At 65.3% G+C, this 17,631-nt stretch carries 15 protein-coding genes; 10 read left to right on the forward strand and 5 right to left on the reverse strand.

Going from position 1 to position 17,631, the window contains the following annotated elements:
• Positions 1-177 precede the first annotated feature (177 nt).
• Entirely contained in the window at positions 178-1,557 is a 1,380-nt protein-coding gene (locus RMP10_RS14375; RefSeq protein ID WP_310570900.1) for a cytochrome P450, read from the reverse strand.
• Positions 1,550-2,284, reverse strand: a complete 735-nt coding sequence (locus RMP10_RS14380) for a hypothetical protein (protein ID WP_310570901.1) — start codon at positions 2,282-2,284, stop codon at positions 1,550-1,552. The genes RMP10_RS14375 and RMP10_RS14380 overlap by 8 nt, the downstream gene beginning before the upstream one ends.
• Before the next feature lie 312 nt (positions 2,285-2,596).
• Between RMP10_RS14380 and clpX the strand changes: the two genes are divergently transcribed.
• Genes clpX through RMP10_RS14400 form a run of 4 tightly spaced genes read left to right on the forward strand, consistent with a single transcriptional unit; the run spans position 2,597 to position 7,648 of the window.
• Complete coding sequence (clpX, locus tag RMP10_RS14385) at positions 2,597-3,859, forward strand: ATP-dependent Clp protease ATP-binding subunit ClpX (RefSeq protein ID WP_171223883.1); 1,263 nt, start codon at positions 2,597-2,599, stop codon at positions 3,857-3,859.
• Positions 3,856-6,255, forward strand: coding sequence for an endopeptidase La (gene lon / locus RMP10_RS14390; protein ID WP_345785800.1), 2,400 nt, complete (start codon positions 3,856-3,858; stop codon positions 6,253-6,255). Before clpX ends, lon begins: the two co-directional genes overlap by 4 nt.
• A complete protein-coding gene (gene yihA, locus RMP10_RS14395) occupies positions 6,252-6,962 on the forward strand; it encodes a ribosome biogenesis GTP-binding protein YihA/YsxC (protein WP_310570902.1) in 711 nt (236 codons plus the stop codon). The genes lon and yihA overlap by 4 nt, the downstream gene beginning before the upstream one ends.
• On the forward strand, positions 6,959-7,648 hold the full coding sequence (locus tag RMP10_RS14400; RefSeq protein WP_310570903.1) for a hypothetical protein: 690 nt from the start codon (positions 6,959-6,961) through the stop codon (positions 7,646-7,648). Before yihA ends, RMP10_RS14400 begins: the two co-directional genes overlap by 4 nt.
• A gap of 20 nt (positions 7,649-7,668) precedes the next feature.
• On the opposite strand, the gene RMP10_RS14405 is transcribed toward RMP10_RS14400, so the two are convergent.
• Positions 7,669-8,193: an NUDIX domain-containing protein gene (locus RMP10_RS14405; protein ID WP_310570904.1), complete on the reverse strand. Its 525-nt coding sequence runs from the start codon at positions 8,191-8,193 to the stop codon at positions 7,669-7,671.
• Between the two features lie 57 nt (positions 8,194-8,250).
• On the opposite strand from RMP10_RS14405, the gene RMP10_RS14410 reads away from it, so the two are divergent.
• From RMP10_RS14410 to RMP10_RS14425, 4 genes are read left to right on the forward strand one after another with little or no spacing between them, the layout of a single operon-like run.
• The gene (locus tag RMP10_RS14410) at positions 8,251-9,786 is read left to right on the forward strand and encodes a chorismate-binding protein (RefSeq protein WP_310570905.1); all 1,536 of its coding nucleotides are present in this window, start codon (positions 8,251-8,253) and stop codon (positions 9,784-9,786) included.
• A 5-nt stretch (positions 9,787-9,791) separates the two neighbouring features.
• Entirely contained in the window at positions 9,792-11,411 is a 1,620-nt protein-coding gene (locus tag RMP10_RS14415; protein ID WP_310570906.1) for an adenylate/guanylate cyclase domain-containing protein, read from the forward strand.
• Complete coding sequence (locus RMP10_RS14420; protein WP_309670093.1) at positions 11,408-12,187, forward strand: lipopolysaccharide kinase InaA family protein; 780 nt, start codon at positions 11,408-11,410, stop codon at positions 12,185-12,187. Before RMP10_RS14415 ends, RMP10_RS14420 begins: the two co-directional genes overlap by 4 nt.
• Position 12,188: 1 nt before the next feature.
• Positions 12,189-13,277 (forward strand): glycosyltransferase family 9 protein, encoded by a 1,089-nt coding sequence (locus RMP10_RS14425; protein WP_310570907.1) that lies wholly within the window; start codon positions 12,189-12,191, stop codon positions 13,275-13,277.
• On the opposite strand, the gene RMP10_RS14430 is transcribed toward RMP10_RS14425, so the two are convergent.
• Positions 13,235-13,876 carry a Maf family protein gene (locus RMP10_RS14430; protein WP_345785799.1) on the reverse strand — a complete coding sequence of 214 codons (642 nt, stop codon included), beginning with the start codon at positions 13,874-13,876 and terminating at the stop codon, positions 13,235-13,237. The genes RMP10_RS14425 and RMP10_RS14430 overlap by 43 nt on opposite strands.
• A 47-nt stretch (positions 13,877-13,923) precedes the next feature.
• Between RMP10_RS14430 and RMP10_RS14435 the strand changes: the two genes are divergently transcribed.
• A complete protein-coding gene (locus RMP10_RS14435; RefSeq protein ID WP_310570909.1) occupies positions 13,924-15,114 on the forward strand; it encodes a PLP-dependent transferase in 1,191 nt (396 codons plus the stop codon).
• 201 nt (positions 15,115-15,315) lie between these two features.
• Here the strand turns inward: RMP10_RS14435 and dtd are convergent, their stop codons facing one another.
• Positions 15,316-15,813: a D-aminoacyl-tRNA deacylase gene (gene dtd, locus RMP10_RS14440; protein ID WP_310570910.1), complete on the reverse strand. Its 498-nt coding sequence runs from the start codon at positions 15,811-15,813 to the stop codon at positions 15,316-15,318.
• Between the two features lie 41 nt (positions 15,814-15,854).
• Between dtd and RMP10_RS14445 the strand changes: the two genes are divergently transcribed.
• On the forward strand, positions 15,855-17,441 hold the full coding sequence (locus tag RMP10_RS14445; RefSeq protein ID WP_310570911.1) for a hypothetical protein: 1,587 nt from the start codon (positions 15,855-15,857) through the stop codon (positions 17,439-17,441).
• Positions 17,442-17,631 lie beyond the last annotated feature (190 nt).

Genomic DNA, 17,631 nt, shown 5'->3' on the forward strand with positions numbered 1-17,631 from the left:
GCGGGGGGGTGGTTATCTGGTTGGGGTTAGCTGCACCCGGGGGGGTTACACGTGTTCCTCCCCCATTGTTCCGGGGTACCGTGTCTTTCAACCCGGGCTTACAACGACTCTGACCCCTTGAACCCTGAAGCCCTCCCCCCTGCTCACTCGGGAGTTTTCGAGTTTTCAGTTTTCCTGTTACCGAACCGCTGCCACGCGCATCATGATCTCCACCGCCGGCCTCGTCGTAAGCCGCGCAAACGGCCGCACGCTGTCCGCATCAATCGTGGTAAAATCGAATCCACGCACCAGCGTGGCCAGAATCAACGCCGTCTCGATCGTAGCGAAGGCGGCCCCCACGCAAATGCGCGGACCGGCGCCGAACGGGATGTAGGCTCCCGCTGTCATTTCGCCTTCGCGCTCGGGCAGGAACCGGTCGGGATCGAAGCGATCGGGGTTCACCCACATCTTCTGATGTCGGTGCATGCTCCAGGGCGCGATCATCAACATCGTGCCGCGCTTCACGCGACGGCCGGCGATTTCAGTATCCTGCGCGGCCACGCGCGGCAGGAACGTGATTGGCGGATACAATCGCAGCACTTCGCGGAAGAAGTTGCGCACGTAGGGCAACCGCTTGGTGTGCTCCAACAGCACCGGTCCGTCACCGACCACGCGTTCCACTTCCTCGCGCATGCGCGCGACCACGTCGGGACGCACCGAGAGAATGAAGAACGCCCACGTGAGTGAGCTGGCCGTGGTCTCGTGTCCGGCCAGGAAGAACACGCCCAACTGGTCGATCAACTCTTCGCGCGTGAACGGCTGGCCCGTGTCGGTGTCGCGGGCATCGAGCACGGCACCGGCGATGTCGTCGAGTCCCTCGGTCGCGATGCGCGTGTCGAGCATGGTGCCCAGATGCCGGCGAATGCGCGCGCAGGCGTCGCGCACCGCCTGCGGCTGCGTGGTCGGCGACCACGGTTTGTCGAGCAGCAACCGCTTGATGTCGATACTGCCCACTTGCCGCTCGAAGCGCATGAAGTCGTCGAACACCTGCTGCGACGCCTCACCCTCGAGCGGCACCGAGAAGATGGTGCGCGTAATCACGTCGGCCGTGAGATGACTCATCGCGGCATCGAGCGAGAATCTGTCGCCCGAGGCCGAGAGGGCGCGCAGGCGCGCTTCGAAATCGTGAACCGCCGCCGCCATGAAATCGAAGGCGCGGTTGATGCGCATATGCGAAAAAGCCGGGTCGACCATTTTCCGCTGCCGCCGCCACGTGTCGCCGCTGGTCACGAACATGGAATTGCCGACGAGATCTTCGAGCGCTTCCACGAACAGATCGTTCTTGGGGAAGAGATCGTGATCGGTAAGGATCTTGTTCACCCACACCGGATCGTTGATCAGCAGGATGCCGCGGCGCGACGAGCCCAAGGGCGTGACCATCTCGCGGTACGCGAGATCGGGCAACAGGCTCAGAAGATCCTTTTGGCGGCGCCACATCAACCGCAGGAGCGACGTGACCGGTGCGCGAGGCACCGGCGCCGGCGGACGGTACAACGGAGACAGCGTCGCGTCAGGCACCCTGAGTGGTCATCCGCGCCGGCCGGCGCTGTGCGAGTCGAATGCGCATCTGGTGGTAGATGATGATGGCCAGACCGACCACCAACGGGATCGACCACATCTTGGGATTCAGCGCATTGTGCGGCATCAGGCGCACGAATCCGAACGCCATGAAGGCCGTATACACGGAGATCCCCGAGCCCACGATCGCCTTCACGTGCTCCAGCTGGTAGGCGATGCGAGACGGCGTCGGCGTGTAGATGAACCAGAGATTCGTGAGCCCGGAGGCCACCCCGACCACGGCGATGCCCATCATCAGTACTTCGTTGATGAGCCACCCTCGGTACGCACACAACAGCGCGACGGCGATGACCAGCAGATTAAGGCCCACATTGGGCCATCGGCGGTTCTCCAGGTGCTGCTTCTTGTTGCGCACCGTCACCAGCCCGTGCCAGACCAGACTGATCGTCAAAATCGCCAGGTACAGCATCATCCACCCGAAAATCCCCTGAATGCGGGCCGGAGGCCAATCGGTGAGGTGGTTGTGGGTATCGACCGGGGCGAGGATGGTGTTCGTCCCCATGCCGAGCGCCATGGAGGCAGTCACGAACATGAGGTAGGCGTATACTGTCCCGAACTTCTTGTGATTCTGACTCCCCTTCTTGCCGAAGACGGGGATCCAGAACAGCACCAGCCCGATCGCGCCGGTCGTGACGTGCACGAACAGGAACCATTTGAACGGCCACATGCGCTACGACTTCTCCCTCGGGAAGACAGCCCGGGTTCGCGGGACCACGCCTCTTTCCGGCGTCTGCCGGGTACGCGTTACGGTACGCCACGCGTGTCGGCCACGCCAGCATGAAATCTGGCAAACATTCCAAGCGCCGGGGACAGGTTTTTGCCGGTGCTGACGACACTCCCTATAGAGATTTCCCCCGGCTTCCCACCGGAAGACGGCCCGCTTCGCTTGACCCTGCGTGCCCAAGCGAGTTAACTGTATGTAGGTAGGTGGCTTGTCTCGCCACGTGCCGTCATCGATTGCCCACCGTTCCGGACCGACATGTCCCACGACAAGCATCTCCGCTGCTCCTTCTGCGGCAAGTCCAAGGACGCCGTCCGAAAGTTCATTTCGGGCCCGTCGGTCTACATCTGCAACGAGTGCATCGCACTCTGCAATGAGATCCTGGCCGAGGACGAGGAACGGGAAGTGGCCGAAGCGATCACCCAGGTGCCTACGCCTCGGGAGATCAAGAATATCCTCGATCAGTACGTGATCGGACAGGAGAACGCGAAGAAAGCGCTCGCGGTGGCGGTGTACAACCACTACAAGCGCATCAACGCGGCCGGCAACGCCCGTGAGGACGACGTCGAGCTCGACAAGTCGAACATCCTGCTCATCGGTCCGACCGGTACCGGCAAGACGCTTCTCGCGCAGACGCTCGCCCGCATCCTCGACGTGCCGTTCACGATCGCCGATGCCACGACGCTGACCGAGGCTGGCTACGTCGGTGAGGACGTCGAGAATATTCTGGTGCGGCTGCTGCAGGCCGGCGACTTCAACGTCGCCGAGTGCGAGCGCGGCATCGTCTACATCGACGAAATCGACAAGATTGCGCGCAAGTCGGAAAACCCCAGCATTACGCGCGACGTGTCGGGTGAGGGCGTGCAGCAGGCGCTGCTCAAGATCCTCGAAGGCACCGTCGCCAGCGTTCCGCCGCAGGGTGGCCGCAAGCATCCGCAGCAGGAATACATCCAGATCAACACCAAGGACATCCTGTTCATCTGCGGTGGGGCCTTCGACGGTCTCGAGAAGATCATCGAGGCCCGCACGGGACGCCGCCAGCTCGGCTTCGACACCAAAAAGGGCGACGGCAAGGTGGTCTCGATCAAGCAGACCACGCCGAAAACGCCGTTCGCGGAAGTCGAGCCCGACGACCTGCTTCGGTTCGGTATCATCCCCGAACTCGTGGGACGTTTGCCGGTGTGCGTGCCCCTCGAAGCGCTCGACGAAGATTCGCTCGTTCAGATCCTCAAGGAGCCGAAGAACGCGCTCACCAAGCAGTACCAGCGCCTGTTCGGACTCGAGGATGTGAAGATCACCTTCGAAGAGTCCGCGCTCCGCGCGGTGGCCAGTAAGGCGCTGCGTCGTGGTACCGGCGCGCGCGGGCTGCGTGCCATTCTCGAAGAAACCCTGCAGGACACGATGTTCGACCTTCCCACCCGGGATGACGTGGTCGAAGTTCGCGTCACGGAAGCCTCCGTCTTGCACGGCGGTCCACCGCTCCTCGAAATCGCGCCGAAGCGGCAGAAGAAGGAAGCCTGAGCACGAATCGCACTGCAAGGACCGGCAGCCTACGGCTGCCGGTCCTTCCACTTCGCGACGTGGTGTTGTTCCCCCATGTCGCCATGCCCCTCCTGATCGGACGCGAGGGGTCTCTTGCCGCAGTCAGCGCGGCAACCGACGGCACACAAGAGCTGCTGCTCGTCACGCAGCGTGACGCCGACGTGCACACGCCCGGCTCGTCCGACCTGCATCGCGTGGGCGTGCTCGCGCGCCTGCAGCAGGTCACGCGGCTCGCCGGCGGCACCACCAAGATTCTGGTGGAAGCCGTCTCGCGCGTGAGCGTGCAGCGCTACACCACGTCGCGCAGCAGTGTCTTGCTCGAGGCACGCGTTACCGCGCTGCCGCTGCGCCCCGCCACTGCGAAGTCGGCGCCGCGCGACCACGCGCACGCCACGCTGCGACACGCGCTCACGATGTTCGAGGAGTACGCCAGCCTCCAGCGGCGCCTGCCTCCCGAAGTGGTCGGCTTGCTGCAGGCGCTTGATGACGAACAGCGCATCGCCTTCGGCATCGCGGCCCATCTCCAGGTGCCCATCGAGCAGCGGCAGCGCCTGCTCGAAGCGCCCACGCTGGCCGAGCTGGCGTCGCAGCTCGTCACCGTGCTCGGCAGCGAACTGGAACTCCTCAAGCTCGAGAAGAAACTCGACGAACAGGTGCGCGGATCGCTCTTCCAGAATCAACGCGAGTTCTATTTGCAGGAGCAGCTGCGGGCGATTCACAAGGAGCTCGGGCAGGAAGACGGCGACGAGTTCGAAGACCTCGCCAAACAGGTCGCCGAGCGCGGATTACCGCCGACCGTGGCCACGCGAGCGCATCGTGAATTGCGGAAGCTCAAGCGCAGCTCACCGATGTCGCCCGATGCCACGGTCTCCCGTGGCTGGCTCGACTGGGCGCTCAATCTGCCGTGGACCGTGCGCTCCGACGATACGATCGATCTCGATCACGCGCGTTCGGTGCTCGAAGCCGATCACTACGGCCTCGAGGAAGTGAAGGAACGCATCCTCGACTACATCGCGGTGCTCGGTCGCGTCGGCCACCTGCCCGGCCCCATTCTTTGCCTGGTGGGCCCGCCTGGCGTCGGCAAGACGTCACTCGGCAAGTCGATCGCCCACGCGCTCGGACGGAAGTTCGTGCGTATGGCGCTCGGCGGTGTGCGCGACGAAGCCGAAATTCGCGGGCATCGCCGTACGTACATCGGCGCCCTGCCCGGTCGCATCATTCAGGCGATGCGTCGCGCGGAAACGATCAACCCGGTCATTCTGCTCGACGAAGTCGACAAGCTCGGCAGTGACTGGCGCGGCGATCCCGCGGCGGCCCTGCTCGAAGTGCTCGATCCTGAACAGCATCACGCCTTCAACGATCATTTTCTCGAAGTCGACTACGATTTGTCGCAGGTGCTCTTCCTCACGACCGCCAATTCGCTGGCCTCGATTCCGGAAGCACTGCGCGACCGCATGGAGATCATTCGGCTGCCCGGGTATCTGGAACCGGAGAAAATTACGATCGCCCGTCGCTTCCTGTTGCCTCGCCAGTTGGCGGCGCATGGCATTCCGCCGGAACAAGTCACGCTCGAACCGAATGTGCTGTCGGCACTGATCCGTGGGTGGACGCGCGAGGCAGGTGTGCGCGATCTCGACCGTCGCGTCGCACGCCTGTCGCGCAAACTCGCCCGTCGCGCGCTGGCACCAGACGCGAAAGTGGTGATCACCAAGGACGAACTGCCGTCGATGCTGGGTCCAGCGCCGCACGATGAGCAGGAGAGTGGTCTCCGCGATCAGGTGGGTGTGGCGTCAGGTCTCGCCTACACGCACGTGGGTGGAGAACTACTCGAAATCGAAGTCAGTGTCGTACCCGGACGCGGACGCCTTCAGCTCACCGGAACGCTTGGTGATGTCATCAAGGAATCGGCGGCCGCGGCCCTCAGCTATGTGCGCTCACGCGCCCATTCCCTGGGACTGCCGGCCGACTTCCATCGCACGCGCGACATTCACGTGCACTTGCCCGCCGGCGCGACGCCGAAAGATGGACCGTCGGCCGGTATCGCACTGGCCACCGCTCTCACGAGTGCACTGACTGGCATTCCGGTGCGCGGTGACGTGGCCATGACCGGCGAGATCACGCTGCGTGGCCGCGTGCTGCCGATCGGCGGCGTGCGCGAGAAAGGCGTGGCGGCGCACCGCCACCACATCTCGCACGTGATCGTGCCGCAGGGCAACGCCAAGGACCTGGCGGAGCTGCCCGAGGATGTCCGGAACGAAGTGACGTGGCATCCCGTGCGCACAATGGATGAAGTGCTCGCGCTGGCGCTGCGTTCTCCCCTGCCCGACGTGAGTGATGCGATGGTGATGGATTCCGAGATGGAGCGCCCCACGTGAGTGATTCGTCTCCCCCGCTCACCGACGCCGACACGCCGGTCGTCGTGCCGCGCATCGACCCGTTGGTTATCAAGAGCCTCGAGTATCTCGGACCGATGGCCAAGCAGGGCGGATGGCGTCCCGACCCCGACCTCCCGGAGATCGCCTTCGCCGGCCGTTCCAACGTAGGGAAGTCGTCGCTGCTCAATCGGCTTATGCGGCGCAAGTCGTTCGCCCGCGTCAGCAACACGCCGGGACGCACGCGCGAGATTCACTTCTTCAACGTGAACAAACTCTTCTGCCTCGCCGACCTTCCGGGGTACGGCTATGCGAAGATTTCGAAGGCGCGCAAGGCGGAGTGGCGCCCGCTGATCGAAGGGTATCTGAAGGACAGTCCGGTGTTGCGTGGTGTGGTGCAGCTGCTCGATGTACGCCATGATCCCACCGAAGACGATCTCACGATGCTCGACTTCCTCGCCGATCTTGGCGTGCCGACGATCTTCGCCGTCACCAAGATCGACAAGCTGCGGAAGCTCGAAGTAAAGCCGCGGCTCGAAACGCTCTCGAAGTTTCTCGGGTTGGACATCGATCAGATCGTCCCGTTCAGTGCCACCACGGGCCTCGGTCGCGATGAACTGGCGTCGGCGTTGATCGACCTGCTGGCGCTGCCCGACTGGAAGGTTCCGGAGGACCACGCAGACGAACCGTCTGAACCGGAGGCGACGTGACGTTGACTGCCAAACACAGCTTGCTCGCTGTTGTCGTGAGCCTACTGACCGCGTGTGCCTCGACCTCGCCGATCGTGGCGCAGGTCCCGCCCACGATGCCGCCGGCCGGTCAGTCAGGTACGCAGGGGGACACCCTCGATCCGAACTGGATTCCCGCCGGCTTCGGCACGCTGCGTCAGGACGACATCGCGCTGAAGTTGGCGCCCGCGAACGGGTTGCAGGTGCGCGCGATCCCGCTCGACGAGCGCATCATCCGGCTCCTGTCGCCCGATTCGTACCGGTCGCTGCGCGAGCTCGTGAGTAGCAAGGAGCGCGACCTGCTCGCGGTGAAGGAACGGAACCGGCTACCGAGCTACTCGATCTGGTACGTGAGCTTCTTCGCGCAGGAGCAAGGCGAAACGCGCTTCTCGCCGCAGGAGTTCATCATCAACAACACCGGGCGCGACTTCCGTCCGCTCGACATGCTGCCGATCACGCCGGGCTTCGGCGAGTACCGCCTGACGCAACGCGAAGTGCAGTCGGCGCTCCTCATTTTCGACGGGCAGATCGACGTCAATCAGCCCATCTCGGCGCTCATGGAGAGCACCCCCAGTGTGACCGACTGGAACCGCGTGATCCAGCGGATCGAGCGTGAACGGTCACTCGTGCGATCACGCGCCGCCGCCGCGTCGAAACCGCCGGCCTGACCTGGAACTGCTGCGCAGCGTCAGGCGTCGGGGACGCGTAAGACGTCTTCCACGGCACCGGCATCGCCGTCACGCAGCAGATGGATCGCGTAGCGCACCGCTTCGTGTTCACGCGGCCACGCCAGGTGCTTGAGCGCCGCGGTGGGGGTGCGCCAGGCCGTGGTATCGTGCTCGTTGCTCAGCATCACCACGCTCGCGTGCTCCACGACGGCGGCGAAGACCACGGCCATCTGGATCGTGTTGCGTGGCGTGAGGTAGAACGGATTCACGGTCAGCGCATACAGCCGCTGGACCACCATCCCGGTCTCTTCGAAGACTTCCCGTCGCGCCGCGGCGGCCGGTAGCTCGCCCGGCTCGATACTGCCGTGTACGAGCTCCCAGGCGCCCGTACAACGCACGCCGGCCGCTCGCCGCAGGGTCAGCACCCGCCAGCGATCACGGCGGCCGTGCGGGGCCGGGGCCAAGACCACGACATCGACCACGCCAGCCACAATTTGGACGTCAGCCGCCGGGATCGCCGGCCGTACGGGACTTGAAGGGTTCATAACCAATGCTACCCGGTCGCTTGCCCTGCGGCGAGCGCGGCGGCGAACTTCCTCGTGATGACTGCTCTCGATGATTTCCGCGCTCGCGCCGTGCAGTGTCGTGCCACCGGTGGACTGGTCCCCGTGTGGAGCGACTGCTTGCTCGATCTGTGCACACCCGTATCGGCGTTCGCCAAACTGCGCCGTGGTCCCTTCGCCTTTCTGCTCGAGTCGGCGCCCGCCGGTGGGGAGTCGTGGGCGCGCTACACCTACCTCGGCACCGAACCGCGCGGCGCCTGGCGCCTGCGCGACGGCGTGGTCGAGGACTGGGACGATGTGCACGGATGGCATGGCGCACGTACACCGGCGGATCCGATTGCGGACCTGCGCGACATCGTGCGCGACATGCGTCCGGTGCCAGCCCCGGAGCTTGGCGCCCTCTGGAGCGGTGCGATCGGCTTCTTCGCCTACGACGTAGTGCGGCACATCGAGACGTTGCCCAACTCGCCGCCCCGTGCGCTCAATTATCCCGACGCCTGCTTCGTGTTCACGAAGGCGCTGGTGGTGATCGACAACTGGCGCGGGCAGGCCCGCGTGATCGTATCCGTGCCCGTGCCGGCCGGCGTGTCCGACAACGCGCTCGAGGCGCTGCATGCCGACGCCGTGCACACGCTGGCCGACACGATCGCCCGCTTGCAGGGGCCGGATGTGCTGCCGCCGCTCACGCTCAACGAGTCGGCGCCGGCCGCCGTCGCGCACTCAAACTATGCGCGCGAAGATTTCATTCGCGATGTGGGGCGCATCAAGGAGTACATCCTATCGGGCGACGTCTTCCAAGCGTTGCTCGCGCGTCGCATGTCGGTACCCCTCGACTTCGATACCACCACGCTGTATCGCGCGCTGCGCGCGCTCAATCCGTCGCCGTACATGTATCACCTGATGCTCGACGGCATGGAGCTCGTGGGCAGCTCGCCGGAACTACTGGTGCGCGTGGCTAACGGAACGCTGACCGTGCGCCCGATCGCCGGCACGCGTCCACGCGGCAAAACGGCCGAAGAGGATGCGGCCCTCGCCGCCGAGCTGCTGGCGGACGAGAAGGAGCGTGCTGAACATGTCATGCTCGTCGATCTCGGCCGCAATGACGTGGGTCGTCTCGCCCGCTACGGCACGGTGCGCGTCACCGATCTCATGACGGTCGAGCGGTACTCGCACGTGTTTCACATTGTGAGTCAGGTGGAAGGCGAGCTGGCCGATGGGTCGAGCGCGCTCGATGCGTTCCGCGCGGTGTTTCCCGCTGGCACCATGACCGGTGCACCGAAGGTGCGCGCGATGGAGATCATCGACGAACTCGAACCCGAGCGCCGTGGCGCGTACGCTGGCGCGATCGGGTTCATCGGGGCCGGCGACACGCGCATGGATCTGGCCATCACGATCCGCACGTGCGTGATCGCCGACGGCGTGGCTTCGGTGCAAGCCGGCGCCGGCATCGTGCACGACTCGGTGCCGGAGAGCGAGTGGGCCGAAACGGAGAACAAGGCCCGCGCGCTGCTCACCGCCATCGGCCGCGCGCGCGCAGCGTCGTCCCGCGCAGCGTCGTCCCGCGCAGCGTCGTAATCTCCATGTCCCTCGTGCTCGTCTCAGCCTCGGGTGACCGGCGCTTTCCGCTCACCGGACGCACCGGCTTTGTCGCGGGTCGCGAGCTCTCGTGCACGCTGCCCATCCTCGATCCGGCGGTTTCACGTCGTCACGCCGAGCTTCGGGTATCGGATTCGGGCACGCTCGAGGTGGAGGATCTGAAGTCACGCAATGGCACCTGGGTCAACGGCGCGCGCGTGCAGCGTGCGACCGTGCTTCCCGGTGACACGCTGGCCTTCGGCACCGTCGCGTTCACGCTGCTGCACGAAGACCCGGTCGGCACCCGATCGCCGTCTCCGTCCGCATCAGCGTCGCCAGCGGCATCACCGTCGGCGTCGCCGGTGCCAGCGTTCGATGGCGGTTCAACCGTGCTCTTCGAGCGTCGCGTGCCCTCGCGCGAACAGTCGCTGGCCGATGTGGCCCACGTCACCGCGGGTCACGGACAGGCGGCGGCGCGCCTCGCGCAACTGGTCGGAATCGCGCAGCACCTCGGTGGCTCTACCGATCTCGACGCGCTGCTCGAGGCGCTGGCCGGCGACCTTTTTCGCAGCTTCGATGCCGACCGCGTGGCCATTCTCCTGCGCGACAGCGACGGACTGCTGCAGACGCGGGTGTCGCGCGATCGTCGGGGCAATATTCCGCGGCCCGTTCCTCGGGCCATCGCCAACGGTGTGGCCGAACGGCAGGTCGCGCTGCTCACCAACGATGCGGGCGCAGACGCGCGCACGGCCGGTGCGTCCGTGCTGCAGCAGTCCGTACAGTCGGCGATGGCCGCGCCGCTGATCGGCGAGCAGACCACCACGCTCGGCGTCCTGTACGTGGATCATCTGCGGGACACCGATGTCTTCACCGATGAAGATCTCGCGTTTCTCGTAGCCTTCGCGGGGATCGCCTCGGCGGCCGTTGAACGCGAAGCCGCGACCGCACGGCTGCAGCAGGCCGCTCGCGTGCGCGCGAATTTTGAACGCTACTTCGCCCCGCAGATCGCGCGTCGCATCGCCGACAGCACCGGCCGCGTCGCGCCTGGTGGCGCGCGTCAGCATGTGGTCGTGCTGTTCAGCGATATCCGTGGATTCACCTCGATCGCCGAGTCGCTGCCGCCAACCCAGATGGCCGACCAGCTGAACGAATACTTCGGCGCGATGGTCGATTGCGTGTTCCGGCACGAGGGCGCGCTCGATAAGTTCATCGGCGACGCCATCATGGCGTATTGGGGCGTGCCGGAAGCCGGCGAGCACGATGCCGGTCGCGCCGTGGCCGCGGCGCTCGACATGCAGCTGGCGCTGAGCGCACTGAATGCCCGCTGGACGGCCGAGGGCCGTCCGCTGCTCAGCGTCGGCATCGGGATTCACTCCGGCGACGCATTCGTCGGCAACATCGGATCACCGCGCCGGCTCGAGTTCACGCTCATCGGCGACACCGTGAATGTCGCGAACCGTTTGTGCAGTCTAGCCGCCGGCGGGGAAATTCTGGTCAGCGATGCCGTGCGTGATGCGCTCGCCGACCCGAACTGCTGTACGTCGCGCAGCGAACTCGCCGTGGCGCGACAGCATGGCGCACCGCCGGATGTCTGGCAGGTGCTGTCCGGCTGGTCGGCGTCATGAGTCACACGCCGCTCACCCGAGCGGTCGGCCGCGCCGACGTAACGGGCATTCCCACCGCGGTCGATGATCTGGTGGAAATCGTACGCGAACACGACACACTGTACGATTGGGCCGCCGAGCAGCCGCAGCCGCGCGCGATGCGCGGTCGCGCACCGGTGTATGTGGCCACGCTTCCGGAGTGCGGTATCCCGGTCGTTGTTCGTCACGGCTGGCACGGCGGCCTGCTGGCGCCGCTGACCGCCGACCGCTTTCGACGCCCCACCCGTGCCCCGGTGGAGATGGAGCGGTCGGCCGCGTTGCGCGCCGCCGGCGTCCCAACCACCGAAGTGCTCGGTTTTGCGCGCTATCCGGCGTCCTTCGGGCTCTGTCATGTCGACGTCGTGACGCGCCTCGTCGCCGACGCCGCCGACCTCGGCATGGTACTCGCCGGCCTCGCCCCCTTCGTGGATTGCGAGACGGCGTTGGCATCCACCCAGCGGCTGCTCATACAACTGGCCAGTCACGGCGTGATTCATCCGGATCTCAACGTCAAGAATATTCTACTGCGGCCCACGGCCGGTGGCATCGAGGCGCTGATCATCGACGTCGACGTCGTTCGCTGGGACCCGTCGCGTTCGCCGGACGAAACCATGCGCGCCAACGTCGCTCGACTCACGCGGTCGGTGCGCAAGTGGCGCACGCATTTCGGCTGCGACGTGACGGACGCCCGCATCGCCGCCTTTACCGACAGCGTGGCCGCCGAGTTGACGTCCGCTTCACACCCCGATGAACGCTAGCGTGACCGCTTCCTCCACCACCCCTCCCCTGCCGTCCCTGGCACTCGATCGCGTCGGTATCGTGATGATGAGTGCGGTCGGTGACGCCGTGCACGTCATGCCGATCATCCATGCGATCAAGGCGCATGCACCGGCGTCGCGCATCACGTGGGTACTGCAGCCCGGACCGGCTACGTTGGTGCGCGGACATCCGTTGGTCGACGACATCGTCCTCTTCGATCGATCGAAGGGGTGGAAGGCGTTCCTGGATACCCGTCGCGAACTGGCCTCCCGACGCTTCGATGTCGTGCTGGCCCTGCAGGTGTACTTCAAGGCGGGCCTCATCACGAGCGTGACGAACGCACCGGTGAAACTGGGCTTCGATCGCGAACGCGCGCGCGACGCCAACTGGTTGTTCACGACCCATCGCATACCGCCGCACACCGGCCAGCATGTGCAGGATCAGTACTTCGAGTTCATCGATGCACTCGGTGTGCCGCACGGCGCTCCGCAGTGGACGTTGGGCCCGTGGAATGACGAAGAGCGGGCCTGGCAACGCGACTTCCATGCGCAGTTCGATCGGCCGATCGCACCCATCGTCGTGGCCACCAGCAAGGAAGCCAAAGACTGGATGCCCGAGCGATGGGCCGCCGTGTGTCACTTGCTGTGGAACGAGTTCGGGCTCCAGCCGGTGCTCGTGGGCGGGCGCTCACCTCGCGAGGTGGCGGCCGAAGCGATCATCCTGCGCGACGCGCCGATGGCGCACTCCGCGCTCGGCAGCGGCTTGCGGCGGCTAGCGGCGATTCTCGACGGAGCGGCGGTGGCGCTCTCCCCCGACACCGGTCCGTTGCATCTGGCCGTGGCGTTGCGCACGCCCGTGATCTCGCTGCTCGGGTACACCAATCCCAAGCGGGTCGGGCCGTACGACTTCTCGCGCGATCTGATGATCGATGCCTACGGCGATCCGGGTGAGGAGTATCCCCTCGATATGACGTACCGCCTCGACCGGATGCAGCGAATAACGGTGGACGACGTTCGGGCCATGCTCACGCGCTGGCAGGAGCGCTATCACGCCCCGCGGTCGGCGACCGTGAGTGGGCCGAAGGCGTAGCTGAACCCCAGATCGCGCAGCAGTCCGACCATGCGGCCCAGCGGGAGTCCCATGACGGCGAAGTAGTCGCCGTCGATACGCTCCACGTTGGTGGCCCCGAAGCCTTGAATGCCGTATGCACCGGCCTTGTCCATCGGCTCACCGGTGTCCACGTACGCGGCGATCTGCGCCTCGTCGAGCGGCCGGAAGGTGACCGACACGGACTCGACGCCGGACAGCGTCACGCCTCCATGCGCGACGGCGACGGCCGTGAACACGGTGTGCGTCCGGCCGCTCAGCCGCGTAATCATGGCGATGGCTTCGGCCCGGTTGCCGGGTTTGCCCAGAATGTCGCCGTCGATCACCACGATCGTGTCCGAACCGATGACCACGGCGTCGGGATACTGTACGGCCAGGGTGTGCGCCTTCTCCCGCGCCAGACGTTCGCAGTGCGGAACCGGTGCTTCATCCGGGTGCACCGATTCGTCCACATCAGCCGGACGCACCTCGTGCGCGATGCCGATCAGGGCGAGCAGCTCCCGACGGCGCGGAGACTGGGACGCGAGGATCACTCGGGGACGGGTTCCCGGAGCGGACGTGGGAGGAACGGAGGCAGCCATACGAGTAAGTTTAGGCGACGGCAATTCTCCTCGCATCCCACCCGCGCATGTCCGACGATCAGGCCCATTTCGAGACGCTCGCCATCCGCACGCAGGCGCCGGTCTCCGCTGAACGCGAGCACTCCGTTCCGTTGTATCTGACGTCGAGCTTCCGATTCGACGATGCAGAGCATGCGCGGGCGCTGTTCAGCGAAGAGGTCGCCGGCAACATCTACAGCCGGTACGCGAATCCGAACACCGACGAGTTCGTGCGCAAGCTCTGCCTGCTCGAAGGCGGAGAAGACGGCATCGCCACGTCGTCGGGTATGTCGGCGGTATTTACGGCCATCGCGGCGCGGGTGTCATCCGGCGATCACGTGCTGGCGTCGCGTGCGCTGTTCGGCTCGACCCACCAGATCTTCACACGCATCCTGCCCAAGTGGGGCGTGTCATCCGATTATGCGGACGCGGCCGATCGCACGTCGTGGGAGCGACTGGTTCGTCCCACCACGAAGCTGATCTTCGTCGAGACGCCGTCGAACCCGGGGCTCGGACTGCTCGATCTGCGCTGGCTTGGCGAATTCTCGGCAGCGCGCGGCATTCCGCTGGTGGTCGACAACTGTTTTGCCACCCCCTATCTGCAGCGCCCCCTCGCCCTTGGCGCGAACGTCGTGATCCATTCGGCCACGAAATACATCGATGGACAGGGACGTGCGCTCGGCGGCGCCATCGTCGGCGATGCGACATACATCGCCGACTGCCGCTTCTTCGCGCGGCATACCGGCCCCGCCATGAGCGCGTTCAACGCGTGGCTGCTGTCGAAGTCGCTGGAGACGTTGGCGGTACGCATGGATCGCCATTGCTCCAATGCGCTCGCGCTCGCGCAGCATTTCGAGGGGCATCCCGCGCTGTCGGCGGTCCGATATCCGTTTCTGCCGTCGCACCCGCAGCACGATCTGGCACGCACGCAGATGTCCCAGGGCGGCGGCATCGTCGTGCTCGAGATACAGGGTGGACTCGAAGCGGGACGACGGTTCCTCGACGCGGTGCAGATGGTGTCGCATTCGGCGAACCTCGGCGACACGCGCACGATCGTGACGCATCCGGCATCGACGACGCACTCGAAGCTGACGCCGGCGGAGCGGGCAGCCGTGGGGATTTCCGATGGTTTGATTCGGGTCAGCGTCGGCTTGGAGCATGTCGTCGACATTATCGCCGACCTGGAACAGGCGCTGACGCGCGTCAGCGCTGGGCAATGACCCCTCGCCGAGACCTGTCGCGTTTGGACTGGCCGTGGCATGGCAAATGCCACGTGTTGCATGGGAGCGCCGGAGGTGTGATGGTTGTCACGCGGCGACATTCGGAGTCGGCGGCGGCGCGGTGCGAGTGCCGACTGTCAGGTAAAGTTGACACTTGATGCTCCCGACCCTGGCGTGAAGGTTACTGCCGGCCCCGTTCGTTCAAACCGATGCGATTGCCGCCTCGCGTTCGAGCCAGATTGTGACCGGACCATCATTCACCAGCTCGACGTCCATCGTGGCGCCGAACTCCCCGGTTTGGACCACTATCTGGTGATGGCGCAAAAGCATCACGAATTGGTTATATAGTGTGAAAGCGGTTTCCGGTCGGGCGGCGTCAACGAAGCTTGGACGCTTTCCCTTTCTGACATCGGCGTACAGCGTGAACTGCGATACGACCAAGAGCGCCCCTGCGCTCTCCGCGATATCGTGATTAAGTTTCCCGTCAGTGTCTGCAAAGAGGCGAAGGCCGACGATCTTGTCGGCCATCCATCGGATTTCCGACTCGGTGTCCGTGTGCGTAAACCCCACCAAGAGCAGATAGCCAGACTGGATGCGCCCGGAGACTCTCGATCCCGTCTCGAGATCATTCGGCCGGATACGAACTTCGGCCTTGCTCACACGCTGAAGTAGAATTCGCATAGCGCGAAAGCTTGGCATTGCACTCCGATTCTCGGAAGTGCAACAAGAGAATGTCAATCATGACGACCGTGCAACCACGACTTGCGCTACACTTTGATCTGACGGCGCGCACTGCGGCGACAGACGCCGACTCTGCCTTTCTGGCCGCGTGTGTTGCGTGGCTCGGACTCGATCAGGGCCAGCAGTTAAACTGGGAAACGCCCTCCAACCATACGCTTGATGGTGGACGGATCCTCCGGTGGGCACCGTACCGCGAAGGCGGCACGGCGTTGGCCGACATCGTCGTGCACGCGCCCGATCCGCTCGACCGATCGCTGCAATGGTCTACCCACGTCACGTACGTGGTGACCACGAATTCGAACGGGTCCGTGCACCGTCAGGTGAACATCCGCGTTGGCACGGACGGAGGCCTTAGCAATGGCGCGCCTCCGCCGGTGCGACCGCCGCGTTTGCTCTCCGAGCTCGACACGCAGTTCACGCTCGTGTCGAACGACGGCCCGCTCCAGCGGATTCCGACGCAGCTCGAAGCGGGCACGCTCGACGCTTTCGTGCGCTTCGTCCTCTGCGATCCGGCGCGCACGATGCCCGTGCTGCTGCTCACAGAATTGCCAGACGGCGGCTACGTGATGCCACCGGAGCAGTTCGCGGCCGAGATGTTCGGTCTCGGTCTCTGCTTCATGCTGCGGCACTCGGATACATTTGCCCTCTCCGACGCCGTGGGAGGCCACGCGCGCAGTGTCTTCCTTGGCTCAGCCCGTGCCTACCTGCCTGGGTTCACGCTCGAGTCCGACCCCTTCCAGCACCCGCTCGTTCTGGCGCGTGCGTTGGCCCTCCCCGGCGAACGTCGCCGGTTGGTCCAGCGCCTCGCCGAAGTGTCGGTGCAGCGTCCGTTCTCCGACCCGGCCGTCGTCGATACGCTCCGCGATCAGCGGGCGTCGTCGTATGGCAAGCGCCCGGACGCCACGGAGGCTCTTGCGGCCGCCGAGTCAGGCGTGGAAATGGACAAGGGCCAGCTCATCTCGCTGGTTCGCCAGTACGAGGACGCGGTGCGCGCCGCCGAGGGTGAGCTGTCCCGCACCCGGGAACGGTTGGTGGAGGCGCGCGAGCAGCTCGAAACCGAGCGTGCTTCGGCCCGTGCACTTCGTACCACGCTGGCCGCCCACAAGGAACGTCAGCCGATCTCGAAGCCGGCCAGCGATACCCCGCAGTCGGTGCTCGAAGCCGTCGAGCGCGCGCAGGCGCTGTACTCCGATGCGCTCCGTCTGCTCCCGTCGGCCTTCACGTCGTCGCGCGAGTCGTCGTTCCCAGACCCCGACACGGCCTGGTCGTACCTCAAGGCCCTCGGTGAAGTCGGCCGTCGTCGCCAAGACCGTGCGCTGGGTCGCCCGCTCGGCGACGTCTTCACCGACCTTGGCGTGGATTTCTCACCGGGGCCGTCCGACGGTAGCCGCAAGACACCGTATATCTTCCGCGATGGCGAGCGCGAGATTGAATGCGCCGACCAGCTGCGCAAGGGGGCGAACCCGCTTACCTGCCTGCGGATCTACTTCACGTCGTCGGAAGACGGTGGGTTCGTGATTGGCCACGTGGGCCGTCAGATCGAAGTGATCGCGCCGCCGGCCCCGCCGGCTCCTCCAGCGGAGTGAACCACGGTTGCACGCGGTGTGAGTGCACACCGGAAGCTGTTTGGTAAGGAACGTGTGTGGGACAAAAGGCATTGGGGCGGGGGGATTATATAATGCGGGGCCGGGCGGTTTGGGGCACACCAAGCCACACGCGCCCGAGAACCCGGGGGGTCCGCGCGCGAGCACTTCGAGGTCGACGTTGTGGATCGGG

The organism is Gemmatimonas sp., assembly GCF_031426495.1.
Lineage (GTDB): Bacteria > Gemmatimonadota > Gemmatimonadetes > Gemmatimonadales > Gemmatimonadaceae > Gemmatimonas.